Raw genomic sequence first — 15789 nt, 5'->3', positions numbered from 1 at the left:
ATTCATACAATATCTAGTGCTGGTTTTCAGCTTCTCAGGTTAGATGAAATTAACTCAATAAAAGCAACAAGAAAGAAACTATATGAACCGAACATCTTATTTTTAGAGCATACCTTAGCAATTGCAGAAGCTTATACCAGGCTAAAAGAACTTGACCGACAAAAGAAAATTGAACTGCTAGAAGTCCAGCACGAGCCGAAGTGCTGGCGGACATTTTCATTAAAAGGCACGCCAACCTTTCTAAAGCCTGATTTGTTTGCAAGGTTCGCTCAAAATGACGAATACGAGGAGTTTTACTTTCTGGAATTAGACCAAGCCACCGAAGCCCCGAGCCGAGTTGTGAAGAAATGCAAATTCTATATTTCTTATTACAATTCTGGAATTGAACAGCGCTCGAATGGTGTTTTCCCATATATTTTATGGATAACGATAAATGAAAAACGCCGAGAACAGCTAGAAAGATATATTCATGAGTATTTGCCGAAAGCTGAAATGCTTTTTCGTGTGATAACCATTGACGAGTTTGAAACATTACTAACAGGCGACCAAGCAGAAAGCGAGGACTGATTAAAAACGAAAACCAAGAAAAAACAACTCAACCAAATACAACAAGAATAACACTAGGCAATACCGTTTATATTGTTCATTCTCATTACAGGAAAGACAGCAAAACAGGTTTAGTAAACGTTATTTTACGCTTGATAAACGCCCATAATAACAACGATTAACCTTGATTTTCCGAATAATCTGCCACTATTTTATCCCGAAAAATGGTATAATAGTGGTAGGTGTTCGGTTTTGCTTAAAAAGGAGCGAACCGATATGAACAAACAACATTGCACATTGAAAATTAAAGACAGCACCGAAGTTCCATTCGAGAAAATGAAAGATATAACCGTGCTTTATGCTCGTTTATCGCAAGAAGATGATAAAGAAGGCGAGAGTAATTCGATTGCAAATCAAAAACAATTATTAGCCTATGAAGCCGAAAAGCGAGGACTAAAAAACTGTATATTTTTCGTAGATGATGGTTATTCTGGCACCAACTTTTTTCGTCCAGCTATTCAACAAATCATGGCACTAATTAACGCTAGTCAAGTGAATACTTTTATCGTCAAAGATTTGTCCCGTTTAGGGCGTGATCTTATGGGGAGTTTGAATTTAATTCAAAATGTTTTCCCTGAAAATGACATTCACTTCTTAGCGATTAATGACAATGTCGATAGTGATAACGGCATTGACATGAATATGCTTTTTCGACTTCTCTTAAATCATATCTACCCAGAAGAAACTTCTGAAAAGATTAAGAACGCATTTAAAACGAAGAGCCAGCGTGGCGAATCATTGTCTTTTGTTATTCCGTATGGATACAGAAAAGACCCAGAAGATGATGTAAAATGGATTGTAGATGAAGAAGCGACCGAAATTGTCAAACAGATTTTTGCTTATTCTATTGAAGGCTATGGTATTACTCGCATTGCTCAAATGCTGGAAGAGCAGAAAATACTAAATCCAACGGCTCATAAAATGAAGTTTAGACGAAAGAAAGACCAGCGGACGGTAGACTTTCCTTATCACTGGCAAACTGCAACTGTTCGAGGGATTTTAGAACGTATAGAGTACTTAGGGCATACAGCCAACTTTAAAACCTATAAAAAGAATTTTCGCAGTAAAAAAATTTTCTTTAACCCTAAAGAAAAGTGGCAAATTATTAAAGATACTCATGAGCCAATTATTGACGAACATACTTTTGAAATTGTTCAGCGGAACTTACAAAATAAACGTCGTCACACCAAAACCAACGAAAAAGGGCTATTCTCTGGTTTAATTTTTTGTGCAGATTGTGGTAGTAAATTATATTTTTCTGCCAATAGCGTACGTAAAAACTATGCTTGTTCTGGTTTTCGTAATCACAAAGTAGATTGCGACCATTCGCATTATATTAACCAAGCGAAATTAGAAACAATCGTTTTAACAGATATTAAGCGACTAACTAGCCACATCAAGGAACATGAAAAAGAGTTTGCCGAGTATGTAAAAATGAGGGACGATATCCAGAGCGAAGAAACTGTTTTAAAGCTTTCTAAACAGTTGAAAAAAGCCGAAAAACGGTATAAAAATTTGGATGTGATTATTCAACATCTTTATGAGGATAAGATAAACGGTAATTTGTCAGATGAACGCTTTTCTAAGCTGATAACTACTTACGAAATGGAACAAACGGATCTGGAGCAATTGATTGAAGAATCTAAAAATGCCCTAGAAGAGCAAGAAGCTCAATCTGAGGGCTTAAATAAATTCATGAAAATTGCAAAAAACTATTTATCTCCCGATGAGCTAACGAATAAAATGGTAATTGAATTTATTGAACGGATTGACGTGCATAAAACTGAAAAAATTGACGGTAAACGCACACAAGCAATTTCAATTCATTACAATTTTATTGGACTTGTCGGAGACTTAGAACAAACAAACGCCACACCAGAGGAACAACAACTTCTAACTAGTTTAAAGCCTGTTTCTCTCGTGTAGGCTTATTATATTAAATTATGTCTTATAGGAGTTAGACTTATGAGAACAAAAAAAACGATTAATAAAGTAACTAAAAAAATTGAGTAGTGTCACGCGGCATGTGACAGAAAAATAGAAGCGGTTGATGAATGAGCTTATTTGAATCGATCAGCTTAGCCATGTAAATAAGCGAATGTGTCGTAAAAGCAGTCATGTGAGAAAAAAGAGCGATGAAAAAGGTAATTAGAAAAAATGAGTAGTGTCACGTACCATGTGACAAAAATATAAAAGTGGTTGATGGATGAGCTTGTTTTAATTGATCAGCTTAACCATATAAACAAGCGATGATGTAGCAAAAGTAGCTGAAAATTAATAAAGCAACTAAAAAATGAGCTGTGTCATGGGCTGTGTGACATAGCGAAAAAATGTCTTTATAAAAATGAGAGCTAACTTAGGCATTTTTTTAATATGAAGGATTAGAAAGTCAATATATGGAGGCTTTCTTTTTTTTGCTATTTATTAGACCGCTTTTATCAGAGGTAAATTTTTGGTATGATAGAGATACTTAGTTGAAAAGAGGGGATTGTTTGTCCATAACAGCCAAAGGTTTGAAAGGTCGCATCTATTTATTACAAGTATTTTATTGGATGTCATTTTGTTCGATTTCGGGATTTGCAACAGTTTTTTTATTATCAAAATCAGTGCCTAATAGTCAGATTGGTCTAATCATTGCTTTCGGGAGTTTGTTATCAGTGTTGGCCCAATTCATGACAGGGATAGTCATTGATCGATTCTCTATGTTGACAGTGCGGAAGGTTATGATGCTGTTCTTTGCTTTGAGTGGTCTCATATCCCTTGGAACCTTACTGTTTGTAAACCAAACTGCTATTATGGCATTATTGTATTGCTTACTGATTGTCTTACTTTTTAATAGTCAACCCCTAGTGACGTCCCTTATTTATAACTATATTAATGAGGGAGCCAATCTCTCTTTTTCTTTTTCTCGTGGGTTAGGTTCAATGATGTATGCTTCTTTTTCTTTTGTGATGGGGCTTTGGCTAGAACAGCATTCGACACTTTGGATTCCAATTATGTCAACGGTTCTCACTGGTCTTTTGTTTTTTATTTTATGGCAACTACCTGAACTAGAGGTGACTGCTACTCACGAAGCAGCTCAAAGTTCAACAAGTTTAAAGGCGTTACATACGACATATTCGGGCTTTTTCATGTTGTTGGTCGGAGTGGCTATTATTTTTAGCTTCCACACTATTGCAAATGTCTATTTACCTCAAATTGTTCATCATGTTGGAGGAGGTAATAAGGAAATTGGGTTTGCGATTGCTTTAGCGGGCTTTTTAGAAATTCCGACAATGTTTGGATTTAGACGTCTTGAAGAAAAATTTAATGTGATTGTTCTTTTGCGAATTTCTGCTATTTTTTTCTTCATCAAAGCGATTATCTACTTAATTGCACCTAGTTTTTTGATTTTACAATCAGCTCAAGTTTTACAAGCTTTATCCTTTGCCTTAATTACTCCTGCTTATGCGCATTATATTAATGAATGGATGGCACCTAAGGATCGTGTTAAGGGCCAAACGTTTATGATGGCCGGTGTCACTTTTGGTAATGTGATTGGGAGCTTGATCGGTGGCTGGCTATTGGATGTATCAGGAGTCGGTCAACTGCTACTGTTTGGTCTGATTCAAGCTGGCTTGGGGATGATCATCATTCTCCTAAGTTTACGTCATAAAAAATGAGACTTGACTCTCCCCTAAGGTCAGACCTTAAGCTTGATCTAGGGCAGAAAGAAAAGAAGGTGGAAGTGAATGTTAACAATCGGAGAATTTTCAAAAGCTTGTGGAGTGACTGTTAAGACGTTGCGACATTATGATAAAATTGGGTTACTTTTACCTGAAAAGGTCGATGATTTGACTAATTATCGTTACTATCGTGAGGAACAAATTAGTCAGATGCTATTGATTAATCGATTGAAGCGCTACGGGTTAAGTTTGCAACGAATTGATGTGTTATTGCAAGAAGAGCAAGCTGTACTCCCAGCACTTTTAGAACAAAAACTGTTGTTGACGAGAGAAATTGATCAAATCAACGCTAATATCTCTGAACTTGATGCCCATTTAAAGGATATTGAGAGGACGGGGAAAATTATGAATTATCAAAAGAATTATACTATTCAACTTGTTGAGCGGGATACACAGCCTATTATAAGTGTGAGGCAACAGATGGGAATTAATCAATTTGATCAGGCGTTTGGACAATTATTTGAACAGGTTGGGCAAAAACAGGCTTTTCCAACTGGCCCGGCAATTGCTATTTATCATGATTCAGAATTTGCGGAAGAGGATACGGATATTGAGGTAGCGTTACCGATTAAAAATAGAGATCAAGCCACGCGCTTGTTGCCAGGTGGGCTCCATATTATGACCATTCACAGAGGGGCGTATGATAATTTAGCGGAAGCCTATGCGGCTATCGTAGAGTGGATGGCTAAGAATGGGTATCAGAGTTGTCAAGCACCTTTTGAAAGCTATGACGAATCTGCTATGACTAATAAGCCGATTGAGGAATGGGAAACGGCTGTTTACTTTCCAGCAAAAAAAATAGATTAATAAAAAACGTGTCACTTAGTGTGGCACGTTTTTTAGGTTGTCGTCAGTTTTTTTCCATGGCAATAGAAGTGATACCATTGACAGTTTCTGGTTTTGCTACAGAAACAAAGCCCATTTTCTGATAAGCTTTAATGGCATAAGGAGAGGAATTGACGGTTATTTTTGTGGAAAAAGGGAGAGATGTTTCCCAGTGTTCAAGTAACTGTCGAGCTATGCCTTTCTGATGAGCTTGCTTGTCCACAAATAACAAGCAGATGTGGAAAGGTAGACGAATTCCTAAAACGCCTACTAAGGTAGTATCTAAATAATAGCCGTATAATTCAACTTGTTGCTTTTGTAATAAGTTTGAAAAGTGAGTCGGGTCAATGAAACGGTAAAACTCTTCAACACCTTGAGGGCTGTAAGAGTCTTTTAAGAAGTCATCAAACGTTTTTTTGACTAATGCTAAGGCTGGAATGAGTTGTTTGTCACTGATGGGATAGATGTTTGTCATTAAAAATCCTCCTAGTCGTTTGTAGTTAAATAATTAATTAGCCGTGAGACGTGAGTGGAAATAAAAATGGCTTTTCTATACTTAGTAAAGGTTGTACGAATAAGTGATCTTCTGTCCTTCTTTTTTGATTTTTCAAGATAAACTCATGATTATCAGTGGAAAATGATAATAAGATCGTAGTAGTTTTTTTGTCAATGAGCTGACTTAATAGTGACTTAATTGGCGAGTAATTTAATTGAATGATGTCGTAAACGTTCAAAATAGTGTCACTTAATTCAGCAATAACTACTGTTTCTTGCTCCGGAAAATAAAACAAATTATCTGGAAAAACAACTGTAAAATAAAAGAGAAGTAAGCTTGGATTGTCACTAATACCAAGATATTGCGAGTTAGGAATACGATTCTTTGCGAATTGTTTTAAGAGAGCCTGATCATTTAATGAGTTAAAGGTGATACGTTGATACTGTGGAATAGTTGGCTCAAGTTGTTCTTTAACATCTATCATAATTTCTTCTTCTTCTTGTTGAGTGAAACCAAATTTAGGATAGAAAGTCAATACATTGTCATTAGCAAATAAATAAATATAATCAACTTTACTCTGATAGATTTCGATAACGTGAGTCAGCAACTTTTTTGCTAAGCCCTGTTGTTGATAGGCTGGATCGGTCATAACCGTTCCAATTTGAATAGCTTCCTTTTTTGCACCATTTAAATGAACGGTCATAAAATTAAGAGAAACATTTGCAATAACCTGTTGTCCGTCTACATAGGAGTAGCAAACATAGCGGTCATCCCATCCGCCAGCAGCAAACCATGGACTGAAGTCGATTTCAAAGGTTTTTAATGCTAAATCGAAAAAGCTGCGACGTAACAGATCATTCGACTGATAGTGATGAATTAGTTGAAAATTTGACATAGAGCCTCCTTATTTTTAGATAGTGTGTTGTCTTATTATAGATGAGCGCTGCTAAAAAGTAAATAATCGCTGGTAGTCAGTTATTTTGCTATAATGAGTTATCAAGAAGAAAACAGGTGGTTAGATGAAAAAAGCAGTTACAAGTGCCCTTCTAAATAAGTAAAAAATTAGGAGGGCTGAGTCATGAAGTATCAATTTGTTAAGTTAGAAGAATGGAAAAGAAAGGAGCATTTTGAGCACTATTTATCTGCTTCGCCTTGTACGTATAGTGTCACAGCAGACATAAAAATAACAAGGTTGCTGAAAGAAATAAGTGCTAAGCAAGAGAAGTTATATCCAACCATGATTTACTTGCTAACATTGTTAGTGAATCGGCATGGAGAATTTCGCATGGGACTGAGTCATGGAAATTTAATTGTATGGGATCAATTGGAGCCTAGTTATACAATTTTTCATTCGGAAAATCAGACATTTTCTGCTATTTGGACGACATTTGATGCGGATTATCATCAATTTATGAAACATTATAGAAGTGATCAATTGCGTTATGGCGAGAAGCTGGGGCTATTTACTAAAAAGAATCTGCCGCCCAATCATTTCAATATATCGAGTATTCCGTGGATTAGCATGACTGGTTTTAATTTAAACGTGGCGAATAATAGTGATTACTTAGCACCCATTATGACTATTGGGAAATATCGAAAAATGGGGGATGAGGTATTATTACCTTTGACGCTGCAAGTCCATCACGCTGTTATAGATGGGTGGCATGTGGGACGCTTTTTTAATGAGTTACAAGAACTTTGTGATCTTGAGATGTTATAAATGGAAAGAGGACTGACGTGAAACTATTTGTGGTTTTTTTAAGAGGGATTAATGTTGGCAAGCATAGGCAACTTCCGATGGGAGAATTGAAATCGCTGTTGAGTAACGAGGGATTTACGGCTATTGAGAGCTATATTCGTAGCGGCAATCTTATTTTAAAAAGTGAAGAATCTGACGAGCGAAAAGTGGCAAAGCTGATTGCTGAGCTGATTTTTGTGACCTATGGTTTTGAAATTTCTGTGGTTGTTTATTCTAGAGAGGCTTATTGTCGTTATCATAAAGAACTGGAAGCGTTAGTCCAATCAGTTGGAAATAATCAACAGTTAGTCTATGGTTATTGTCAAGAGCCTTTAGATCCAAGTTTAATTAGTAGCTTTCAGTTAGGGGAGGAAGAGGTGATAGTTAAAGGACAACTTTTAGTGATGAGAATTGGTCTTCGATTGTCCGATTCGCCTTTAATGAAACAATTGGAAAAACAGAAGGTATTGTACCAAAAAATAACTGTACGAAATCATCGGACATCGGTGAAACTTTTAGAGATGCTAGAAAATTATTAATAGTGATGATTTAAAGAAGAATTCAACGTAATCTTGCGTTTGATTCTTCTTTTTTTGTGTAATTAAAAAATTAAATGGTACTTGTAGAAAATATCAACCGAATGGTGGATAGGATTTCATTTGAGACTCTTTTATACTAAAAGAAGTAGTAAACGAAAAAAGATATAAGCCTTTATTTTTAGCCAAAAGGTTAATAACTTAATAATTAAAAGGAGTAATGACATGAAAACACTATTGGAAGTGAAACAACTATCTAAATCTTTTAATGAAAAGAAAGTAGTCAAGGAGTTGTCGTTTAATATTTACGAACAGGAGATTTTGTGTTTGCTTGGACCAAATGGCGCCGGCAAAAGTACGACAATTAATATTATTACAGGTGCTTTATCATATGATTCTGGTGAGTTACTTTTTCATCAGCGAAAATTGACGCAAACTGATCGCGAGTTTAAACAAAAAATTGGGGTAGTGCCTCAAGATCTTGCTTTATATGAGGATTTATCAGCAGAAGTTAACGTAGAATTTTTTGCATCGTTGTATGGTCTCAAGGGTGAGGCATTAAAAAAGCAAGTGACGTACGCCTTATCTTTTGTTGGATTGAATAGTCGACGAAAGGATCAAGTTAAGACATTCTCAGGTGGGATGAAGCGACGATTAAACATCGCCTGTGGAATTGCCCATCAGCCAGAATTGCTAATTATGGATGAACCAACTGTGGGAATAGATCCTCAATCACGCCTGCATATCTTAACAGCGATTCGGCAATTACGAGACGAGGGGATGACTATTTTGTACACGACTCATTATATGGAAGAAGTTGAAGAAATATCTAGTCGAATTATTATTATGGATCAAGGGCAAGTCCTAGCTACGGGAACAAGTGATGAGTTGAAGGCTGTTGTGGCAAATGAGCAAGCGATCTCAATTGAAGTTTCCGATGGCAGGAAAATTGACCAAGAGTTGATTTATGGGATTGAAGGGGTCAAAGAGGTATCCTTAATTGAAAACAGTTTACAGATTAAAACAGTCAAAAATATTGATAATCTAGATCGTATTATTGGTAAATTACTTGGCTTTTCAATCAAAATTAAACATATTTCGATTGAATCAGCTAACTTAGAAACTGTATTTTTACAATTGACAGGTCGTAAATTACGCGATTAGGTAATTATCTCTTTAATAACAGAAAGGAACGATGTTTAATGTATGAATTACGCAGAATGATTCGTTTAGATGTGTTAAATTTATTTAAAAACCCAATATGGGTATTATACGCTACGCTTTTTCCGATTTTATTAGTGGTTATTTTAAGTTTTCTTGGTGGCGCTGGTGCGGGCAATGAAATGACTTCAGCTGATTATTTTGGTGTGACTATGATGCTATTTGCTGCACTTCAAAGTTCTAGTTTTGCTGCCAATGCTTTTATGGAAGAACGGATTAAGTTGCCGAATATGCGCATAGTCATGCTACCAGTACCCGATTACTTTATACCTCTGTCTAAAATAGTTGCTACTTTTATTTTTACCGTTCTTTTTTATACAATAGATGGGTGGCTATTGTTTCATTTTTTTAATGTTAACTTTGGTGGTCAAGCATGGATTGCTGTATGGGGGTTACTTGCTGCAGTTGATTTTTTTGCAGTGGTCTTTGGCGTCCTATTTTGTACTCTTTTTAAAAGCGAGGCGCTAGCTAACCAATTCACTAGTTTGTTGACACAGTCACTTGCCATTTTATCTGGTTGCTTTTTTCCCGTTTACATCTTAGGAGAAAAAATAGCGGCGTTTAGTTATTATTCACCAATAACGAGAGTTATCCATACATTGTTTGAAATAATTTACGACAATAATTTTCAGCATTTTGTTAGTACCCTTATAATTATTTTAGGATTGTCGTTACTTAGTGGAGCGGTATCATTAAAAATGTTTAAAGGAGAAGATTATCTATGAGAGCACTTTTCAGATTAAATAATCACCGCTATAGACAGCGACTTGGACAGCTTATGTTGATTTTCATTTTGACGACGGTGTCACTTGTGGTTGCTTTATATTTAGGGGATCAACCAACAGTCCTTGGAAGAATAGCGATAGTTGGTGATATGACTGCGATTCCTAAAGGTCCCTTTGAATTTGTAAATGTTAAAGAAATACCTACTAATGCGGAAATTATGATGGGGAAATACGATGGTTATGTGAGACAGCAACGCCATGATTATGAGATAGTGACACCTAAAAATAAGGAGCTCAATGAGCAGCTTAATAGATGGCTAAGTCAAGAAGAGCCAAAAAAACCAGTTGAAAACAATCAAATGTTAGAAAAGATTATTGGCTTTATGATGATGGTACTTTTATTAGGTGGCTTAAATTTTGTTGCCATTATCGGTGAGGATAAGGAACAACATCAGTTAGGGCGAGTGTTACTGGCGCCGATTTCTTTAGGAAAGTATTTGGTGAGTCAGTGTATGTACGCCTTTCTAGTCCTATATCTGCCAACATTGACTCTTTTTATGATGTGTCAAGCAGTTGTCCATAAGGAATTAGGGGCATCATTATTAACTTACAGTGGCTTAATTGCTCTCATTTGTGGACTTGGTATCTGCTTTGGAACTTTAATGATGAGTCTTTTTAAAACAAGTGATAGAGCCAATATGGTGACTTCTGCTATACTCATTTTGACCACAACGATTGCAGGTAGCTTTGGTCAAATCGGAGCAGATCATCCTTGGTTTACCAACTTCAGTCGCATTTTACCACAAAAAAGTCTTCTGTCGTTAGTTGTTGAGATTCAACAAGGTGGTAATCCATTAGTTTCGGGTTACCTCTATCACATTATCGGCGCAATGATTGTGAGTCTCTCACTTGGAACATGGCTATTGAAACGACAACTAAAGAACTGAGATTGCTATCTCTCCTTGCTCGTTATACAATAAAGTTATTAACTAATCTACTAGTAGGGAGGGAAATACTGTGGGATCATTGGTATCAACTAAGCTTAGAAAACCCCATATTGGCACCAATTATCTTGAACGACCACGATTAACGACGCGTCTAAAGGAAATGGATCATAAGAAGCTAACGGTCGTTGAGGCAAGTGCAGGCTCCGGCAAGTCAATGTTGTTGGCGGCTTATCTTGATCAACAAAACCAAATAGATAACTTAATTTGGTTTAACGTGTCAGCAGAGTGTGATGATCCTTCATTATTTTGGAGTTATATAATGGAGGGCTTTCGCACCCACTTGGCGAAGGGGATTAATCAGGAATTTGAGTTTGTACAAAGTCAATTTTCCAATCATCAAATTCATGAGTTGATGGTTTTTATTATCAATCATGTCGTAAATAGTCCCCTCTATTTTGTCCTCGACGATAGTCACCTGATTCACTCTGAAGAATTATGGAGTGACTTAGATTTTTTTATTAAGGCGTTACCAGAGACAGTACACATTATTTTTTTAAGTAGACAGTCGATTCCGCTTTATTTAGCTCAATGGCAGGTAGCCGATCAATTGCTTTTGATTACTCAAAATGAATTAGACTTCACCGAATATGAGAGCCTAAAGTTTATGGAAGACCGTTTCCCAGAATTAAAGGTAGAGGACAAACATGTCTATTGGCAGTTTTCAGAGGGCTGGATAGGTGGGCTACAGCTATTATTGGCGGATAGTCGTGGAAAGATTAATCAAGATTATTCTTTCCTAGGTGACAAAGCTCTTGTATATGATTATTTGAAACGTGAAATATATGCGGATCTGCCTACTTATTTGCAGACTTTTCTACTGATAACTGTCCACTTTTCATATTTTAGTGAAGAGCTGTGCCAACTACTTTTCCCTGAACGAAGCTATGAAGAATGGCTGGAAGTATTAGAAAGCAATCATATCATGCTACAGATAGTCGATCAGGAACATCAATTATATCGGTATCATCATCTATTTGAAGAATTATTATTCCAGGAAGAAACGGCAATTTCTGAACAAAAACTTATGGCGAGTCTCAAGCAAGGAATAGTAGTTTTTCAACAATCTGGTGATTGGGAAGAAGCAATTAGGCTTGCTTTGGAGCTGAAGTTGTATGAAGAAGCGATGGATATGATTTTAAAAATAGAACAGCCATTAAAAATGCTTTTCTATATGAATCAAGTACCTAATTCCGTGATCACCTCTAACTTTGACTTCACTTTACAGAAATTTTTCTTTCATTATACTAATTTTGAATTGGAAGAAGGAGTGATAGTCTATCATTTAGCGATGGAACAGACTCAGAGTAATCCCGAATTTGAATTATTTAGAGGGATGGAGTATTTAATCGGTGAGCGTCAAGTTGTTTTTGAAATTCCAGTTTTAACCAGTGAGACGATCCAACAGTTGCGAGCCAGTGATACGACAAAAGCGTTAATGATGATCAGAAACGTAACGGTTCTTTTCCATCAGTCTCGTTATCGAGAAGGGTTGGAGCAGGTCCGCTACAATAAGGAATTAACTAAGCAGCTAAAAAGTGATTACTTGACTTTTTACAATTTGAATATGGAGGCCCAGATGCTTGAGGAAATGGGCTGGTTTAATCAATCATTGACAGTCTATGAGGAGTTAAGAGAATTAATTGACCAATCTGATTCACTGACGGAACTTTCTAATTTCTTTGAATTGAGTTATAAAATTAGCATTATTGGCACGTATTTGAAGCAAGTTAATTTGGAAAAAGCACGGCAAATGCTTGAAAGTATTGAACAAGAAAATCCTGAGATTATGGAGACTCACCAAGAAGCTTTCCTCTATAATAAGGTAGAGTATTGGTATTTATCTGGCCAAGTGAAAAGGGCTTGGGAAGGTCTAAGTCAGCTTTTGCAAACTGAGCTATTTGCAGAATTACTTCCTATTAGTAGTCTGTTGAAGTATGCGCTTGAAGAGAATCAATTATCTGAGAAGATTCAAGACCTTTTCAAAGAAAAGTATCAAGAGTCTGATGGGACGATGCTAAGTGCTCGCTTATTTTATATCAGATTGCTTATTAAGGACGAGCGAATAAGGGAGGCGGAAGAGCTTTTAGAGGCGCCTCTAATGAAAAGTCGCAAAGAAAAATTACCATTGAAGATTGTTGAGGGGAACCTGTTAAAAATTAGACTTATTTTGATGGATCAAACCAGAACAAAGGAAGCCCAAGATTTGTACCGTGAAGCAATATACTACGCCTGTGATGATCAAATTGAGCAACCTTTTTTTGTAGAACACCAGACATTAATACAATTGTTTAAAATTGACTATGAGTTAATTGTCAAGTCTCTTTCAGGTGTGGAGCTGATTTTTCATCAACATTTAGTTAAAAAGTGGCAGTTAGTAGTGACTAATCCACTGACAGAGCGAGAAACAGATGTTTTACGAGAAATTGCAAAAGGGCAAACGACTAAAGAAATTGCCTTAGCACTGTTTATCTCAGAAGCAACTACTAAAACTCATATTCTGAATATTTATCGTAAGTTTGAGGTTAATTCTCGCGTCGCTGCTGTAGAAAAGGGACAACAGATGGGCATTCTTTCTAATTCTAATTGAGAATCATTGCAAAAAAGTTGCTTTTACTTTATAATGAGTGTAAATAAAGATAGAGAGAAAGAAGTCTTTTTTATAATGATTATAAATAAGGGGTTATGTTATGGATACAGGTGCAATGCTTAGTAAAATTAGAAAACTGCTACACGATGGTGGTTTTAAACTAACTCCACAGAGAGAAGCAACAGTTTTAGTGCTTCTTGAGAATGATAAAGATCACTTATCTGCTGAAGAAATTTATATGTTAGTGAAACAAAAAAGTCCAGACATCGGTTTGGCCACTGTGTATCGTACACTAGAAATGTTAACAGAACTAAAGATCGTTGACAAAATTAGTTTTAATGATGGGGTTTCTCGTTATGATATGCGAAAAGAAGGGGCTCAGCATTTTCATCACCATTTATTATGTCTTGAATGTGGTGGAATTGAGGAAGTAGAAGAAGATTTACTTGGTGATGTTGAAAAAATAATCGAAAAGAGATTTCGATTTATTGTTAAGGATCACCGCTTAACGTTTCATGGAGTTTGTAGCGACTGTCAAAAAAAGAAAACGACTGATTAAAGGTAAGGGTTAATCCTTGCCTTTTTATTTGGCAGAAAAATAATTACTGTTTTTTAAGGTAATCAATGTTCTAGCCTTGACTAAAGTGATTAATCTGATAAACTACAAGTAATAATAAGTGGAGGAATTAGTATGTATATTGCTCTTATTGGTGCCGTAATAGAGTCGCAGAATCCTACATCTCGTTTACTAGTTGATGTGTTAACTGAGTTAAATCAAGACTATGCAGACTCATTAGTTTTAGAAATGACACTGATTTCTGATAATGAGTTTCAAGGATTGTTTGGGCAGCCAGACAAAGTATTTGAAGTGATCGATAAAATTAAATTTTCACTCTATCCATTAGAGTTTCGGTTTGGCGTAGGGGTAGGAAATGTAACAGCCCCTAATACAAGTGAAGGACCTGCATTTTGGTATGCACGTAAGGCAATGACATTAGTGAGGGAAGAAAATGCCTCGCAATTATCTAGAATTCGTCTAAGTGCAGGTGGCGATGGCTCAGAATTTCGGCTGCTTAATGATAGCTTAAGATTATGTGATTTTGTGGAGACTCGCTGGCGAGATAGTCAGCGTGAGCTTGTTAAAATAAGTCTCTTGGCTAATGGTCATAGTGATACCATTTTGCAGAGTGAGCTAGCTAAAAAGTTGGGTATTTCTAGACAGGCAGCCAATCAGCGTGTTCAAAGTTCAGGCTTTTATCAATTTATTCGAATGAAACAAAGTGTCAGTGAGACGTTTAGTGGTATTTTTAATGGTCTTAAGGGCTAGTCTTTAGGTAGACTAGCCCTTGTCGTAGAGAGGAAGAAACGTATGGAAAATGATTTGAACGACTATATTCACTACTTAAAAGTAGAGCGCGGTCTATCTGATAATACGATTGTCAGTTATCGTCGGGATTTAATTCAATATCTAGCATTTCTAAGTGAAAGTAGCTGTCAAACATGGGAAGAGGTTGATCGTTTTTTGGTGATGGCTTTTTTAAAGCGACTGTCGGAAGAAAATAAGAGTTCTGCGACTATTACGCGTATGATCTCAAGTTTACGGAAGTTTCATCAATTTTTACGACAAGAACGCTACACAGATAATAACCCTCTACAGCATATTGAAACACCTAAAAAAGCCAAGAAACTACCTAAGACACTCTCTTTAAATGAAGTGATTAAATTAATCGAAACACCTAATACTGTTGATAAGTATGGCATTAGAGATCGAGCGATTTTAGAAGTGATGTATGCAACTGGACTACGTGTAACAGAATTAATTTCATTGAAGATGGACGATCTCCATTTGTCACTTGGCCTGATCCAGACCATTGGAAAAGGAGATAAGGAACGAATTATTCCATTAGGAGATATGGCGATTAAGTGGATTAATGTTTATATGGAGAAAAGTCGTCCTTTGCTTGTTAGAAAAGGCACGGATGAACCTTTTTTATTTTTGAATCACCATGGTCGTGGATTTAGTCGACAAGGGATTTGGAAAAATTTGAAAAGTTATGTTAATGAAGCAGGAATAAAAAAAGAGGTAACGCCCCATACTTTGAGGCATAGTTTTGCTACGCATTTATTGGAAAATGGTGCAGATTTGCGAGTGGTTCAAGAATTATTAGGTCACGCAGATATTTCTACAACTCAGATATATACCCATATTACGAAACAACGAATGGCTGATGTTTATAAAGATTATTTCCCCCGCGCTTAGTAAAAAACAATTAACGAATGCTATTTAAGTATGCTATAATATGTTTTCAGAAAGACCATGGAT

General features: G+C 36.2%; 15 protein-coding genes. 13 read left to right on the top strand and 2 right to left on the bottom strand.

Annotation, left to right across the window (positions count from 1 at the left end):
• From AC5KOD_RS14515 to AC5KOD_RS14500, 4 genes are all read left to right on the top strand, one after another.
• Nucleotides 1–567 (top strand): replication-relaxation family protein (locus AC5KOD_RS14515; RefSeq protein ID WP_496915286.1); only part of this gene is annotated, 567 nt, incomplete at its 5' end.
• Nucleotides 568–822: 255 nt separating this feature from the next.
• Nucleotides 823–2532, top strand: a complete 1710-nt coding sequence (locus AC5KOD_RS14510) for a recombinase family protein (RefSeq protein WP_496915285.1) — start codon at nucleotides 823–825, stop codon at nucleotides 2530–2532.
• 566 nt (nucleotides 2533–3098) lie between these two features.
• Nucleotides 3099–4268 carry an MFS transporter gene (locus AC5KOD_RS14505; RefSeq protein ID WP_496915284.1) on the top strand — a complete coding sequence of 390 codons (1170 nt, stop codon included), beginning with the start codon at nucleotides 3099–3101 and terminating at the stop codon, nucleotides 4266–4268.
• 69 nt (nucleotides 4269–4337) lie between these two features.
• Entirely contained in the window at nucleotides 4338–5138 is an 801-nt protein-coding gene (locus tag AC5KOD_RS14500) for a MerR family transcriptional regulator (RefSeq protein ID WP_496915283.1), read from the top strand.
• Between the two features lie 43 nt (nucleotides 5139–5181).
• Here the strand turns inward: AC5KOD_RS14500 and AC5KOD_RS14495 are convergent, their stop codons facing one another.
• Entirely contained in the window at nucleotides 5182–5631 is a 450-nt protein-coding gene (locus tag AC5KOD_RS14495) for a GNAT family N-acetyltransferase (protein ID WP_496915282.1), read from the bottom strand.
• A gap of 37 nt (nucleotides 5632–5668) precedes the next feature.
• Nucleotides 5669–6547 (bottom strand): GNAT family N-acetyltransferase, encoded by an 879-nt coding sequence (locus AC5KOD_RS14490; RefSeq protein ID WP_496915281.1) that lies wholly within the window; start codon nucleotides 6545–6547, stop codon nucleotides 5669–5671.
• Between the two features lie 183 nt (nucleotides 6548–6730).
• Between AC5KOD_RS14490 and catA the strand changes: the two genes are divergently transcribed.
• From catA to xerD, 9 genes are all read left to right on the top strand, one after another.
• Entirely contained in the window at nucleotides 6731–7372 is a 642-nt protein-coding gene (gene catA, locus AC5KOD_RS14485; RefSeq protein ID WP_496915280.1) for a type A chloramphenicol O-acetyltransferase, read from the top strand.
• 17 nt (nucleotides 7373–7389) lie between these two features.
• A complete protein-coding gene (locus AC5KOD_RS14480; protein ID WP_496915279.1) occupies nucleotides 7390–7929 on the top strand; it encodes a DUF1697 domain-containing protein in 540 nt (179 codons plus the stop codon).
• Nucleotides 7930–8151: 222 nt separating this feature from the next.
• Complete coding sequence (locus AC5KOD_RS14475) at nucleotides 8152–9090, top strand: ABC transporter ATP-binding protein (RefSeq protein WP_496915278.1); 939 nt, start codon at nucleotides 8152–8154, stop codon at nucleotides 9088–9090.
• Between the two features lie 38 nt (nucleotides 9091–9128).
• A complete protein-coding gene (locus AC5KOD_RS14470) occupies nucleotides 9129–9872 on the top strand; it encodes an ABC transporter permease (RefSeq protein WP_496915277.1) in 744 nt (247 codons plus the stop codon).
• Nucleotides 9869–10819 carry an ABC transporter permease gene (locus AC5KOD_RS14465; RefSeq protein WP_496915276.1) on the top strand — a complete coding sequence of 317 codons (951 nt, stop codon included), beginning with the start codon at nucleotides 9869–9871 and terminating at the stop codon, nucleotides 10817–10819. The genes AC5KOD_RS14470 and AC5KOD_RS14465 overlap by 4 nt, the downstream gene beginning before the upstream one ends.
• 70 nt (nucleotides 10820–10889) lie before the next feature.
• Nucleotides 10890–13466, top strand: a complete 2577-nt coding sequence (locus tag AC5KOD_RS14460) for a LuxR C-terminal-related transcriptional regulator (protein WP_496915275.1) — start codon at nucleotides 10890–10892, stop codon at nucleotides 13464–13466.
• Between the two features lie 100 nt (nucleotides 13467–13566).
• The gene (gene fur / locus AC5KOD_RS14455) at nucleotides 13567–14025 is read left to right on the top strand and encodes a ferric iron uptake transcriptional regulator (RefSeq protein WP_496915274.1); all 459 of its coding nucleotides are present in this window, start codon (nucleotides 13567–13569) and stop codon (nucleotides 14023–14025) included.
• A gap of 132 nt (nucleotides 14026–14157) precedes the next feature.
• Nucleotides 14158–14793, top strand: a complete 636-nt coding sequence (locus AC5KOD_RS14450) for a SatD family protein (protein WP_496915273.1) — start codon at nucleotides 14158–14160, stop codon at nucleotides 14791–14793.
• A gap of 42 nt (nucleotides 14794–14835) precedes the next feature.
• Nucleotides 14836–15726: a site-specific tyrosine recombinase XerD gene (xerD, locus tag AC5KOD_RS14445; protein ID WP_496915272.1), complete on the top strand. Its 891-nt coding sequence runs from the start codon at nucleotides 14836–14838 to the stop codon at nucleotides 15724–15726.
• The last annotated feature ends 63 nt before the right edge of the window (nucleotides 15727–15789 follow it).

The sequence above is a fragment of the Vagococcus sp. WN80Y genome, from assembly GCF_059621045.1.
This window is presented reverse-complemented; position numbering and strand designations above follow the sequence as displayed.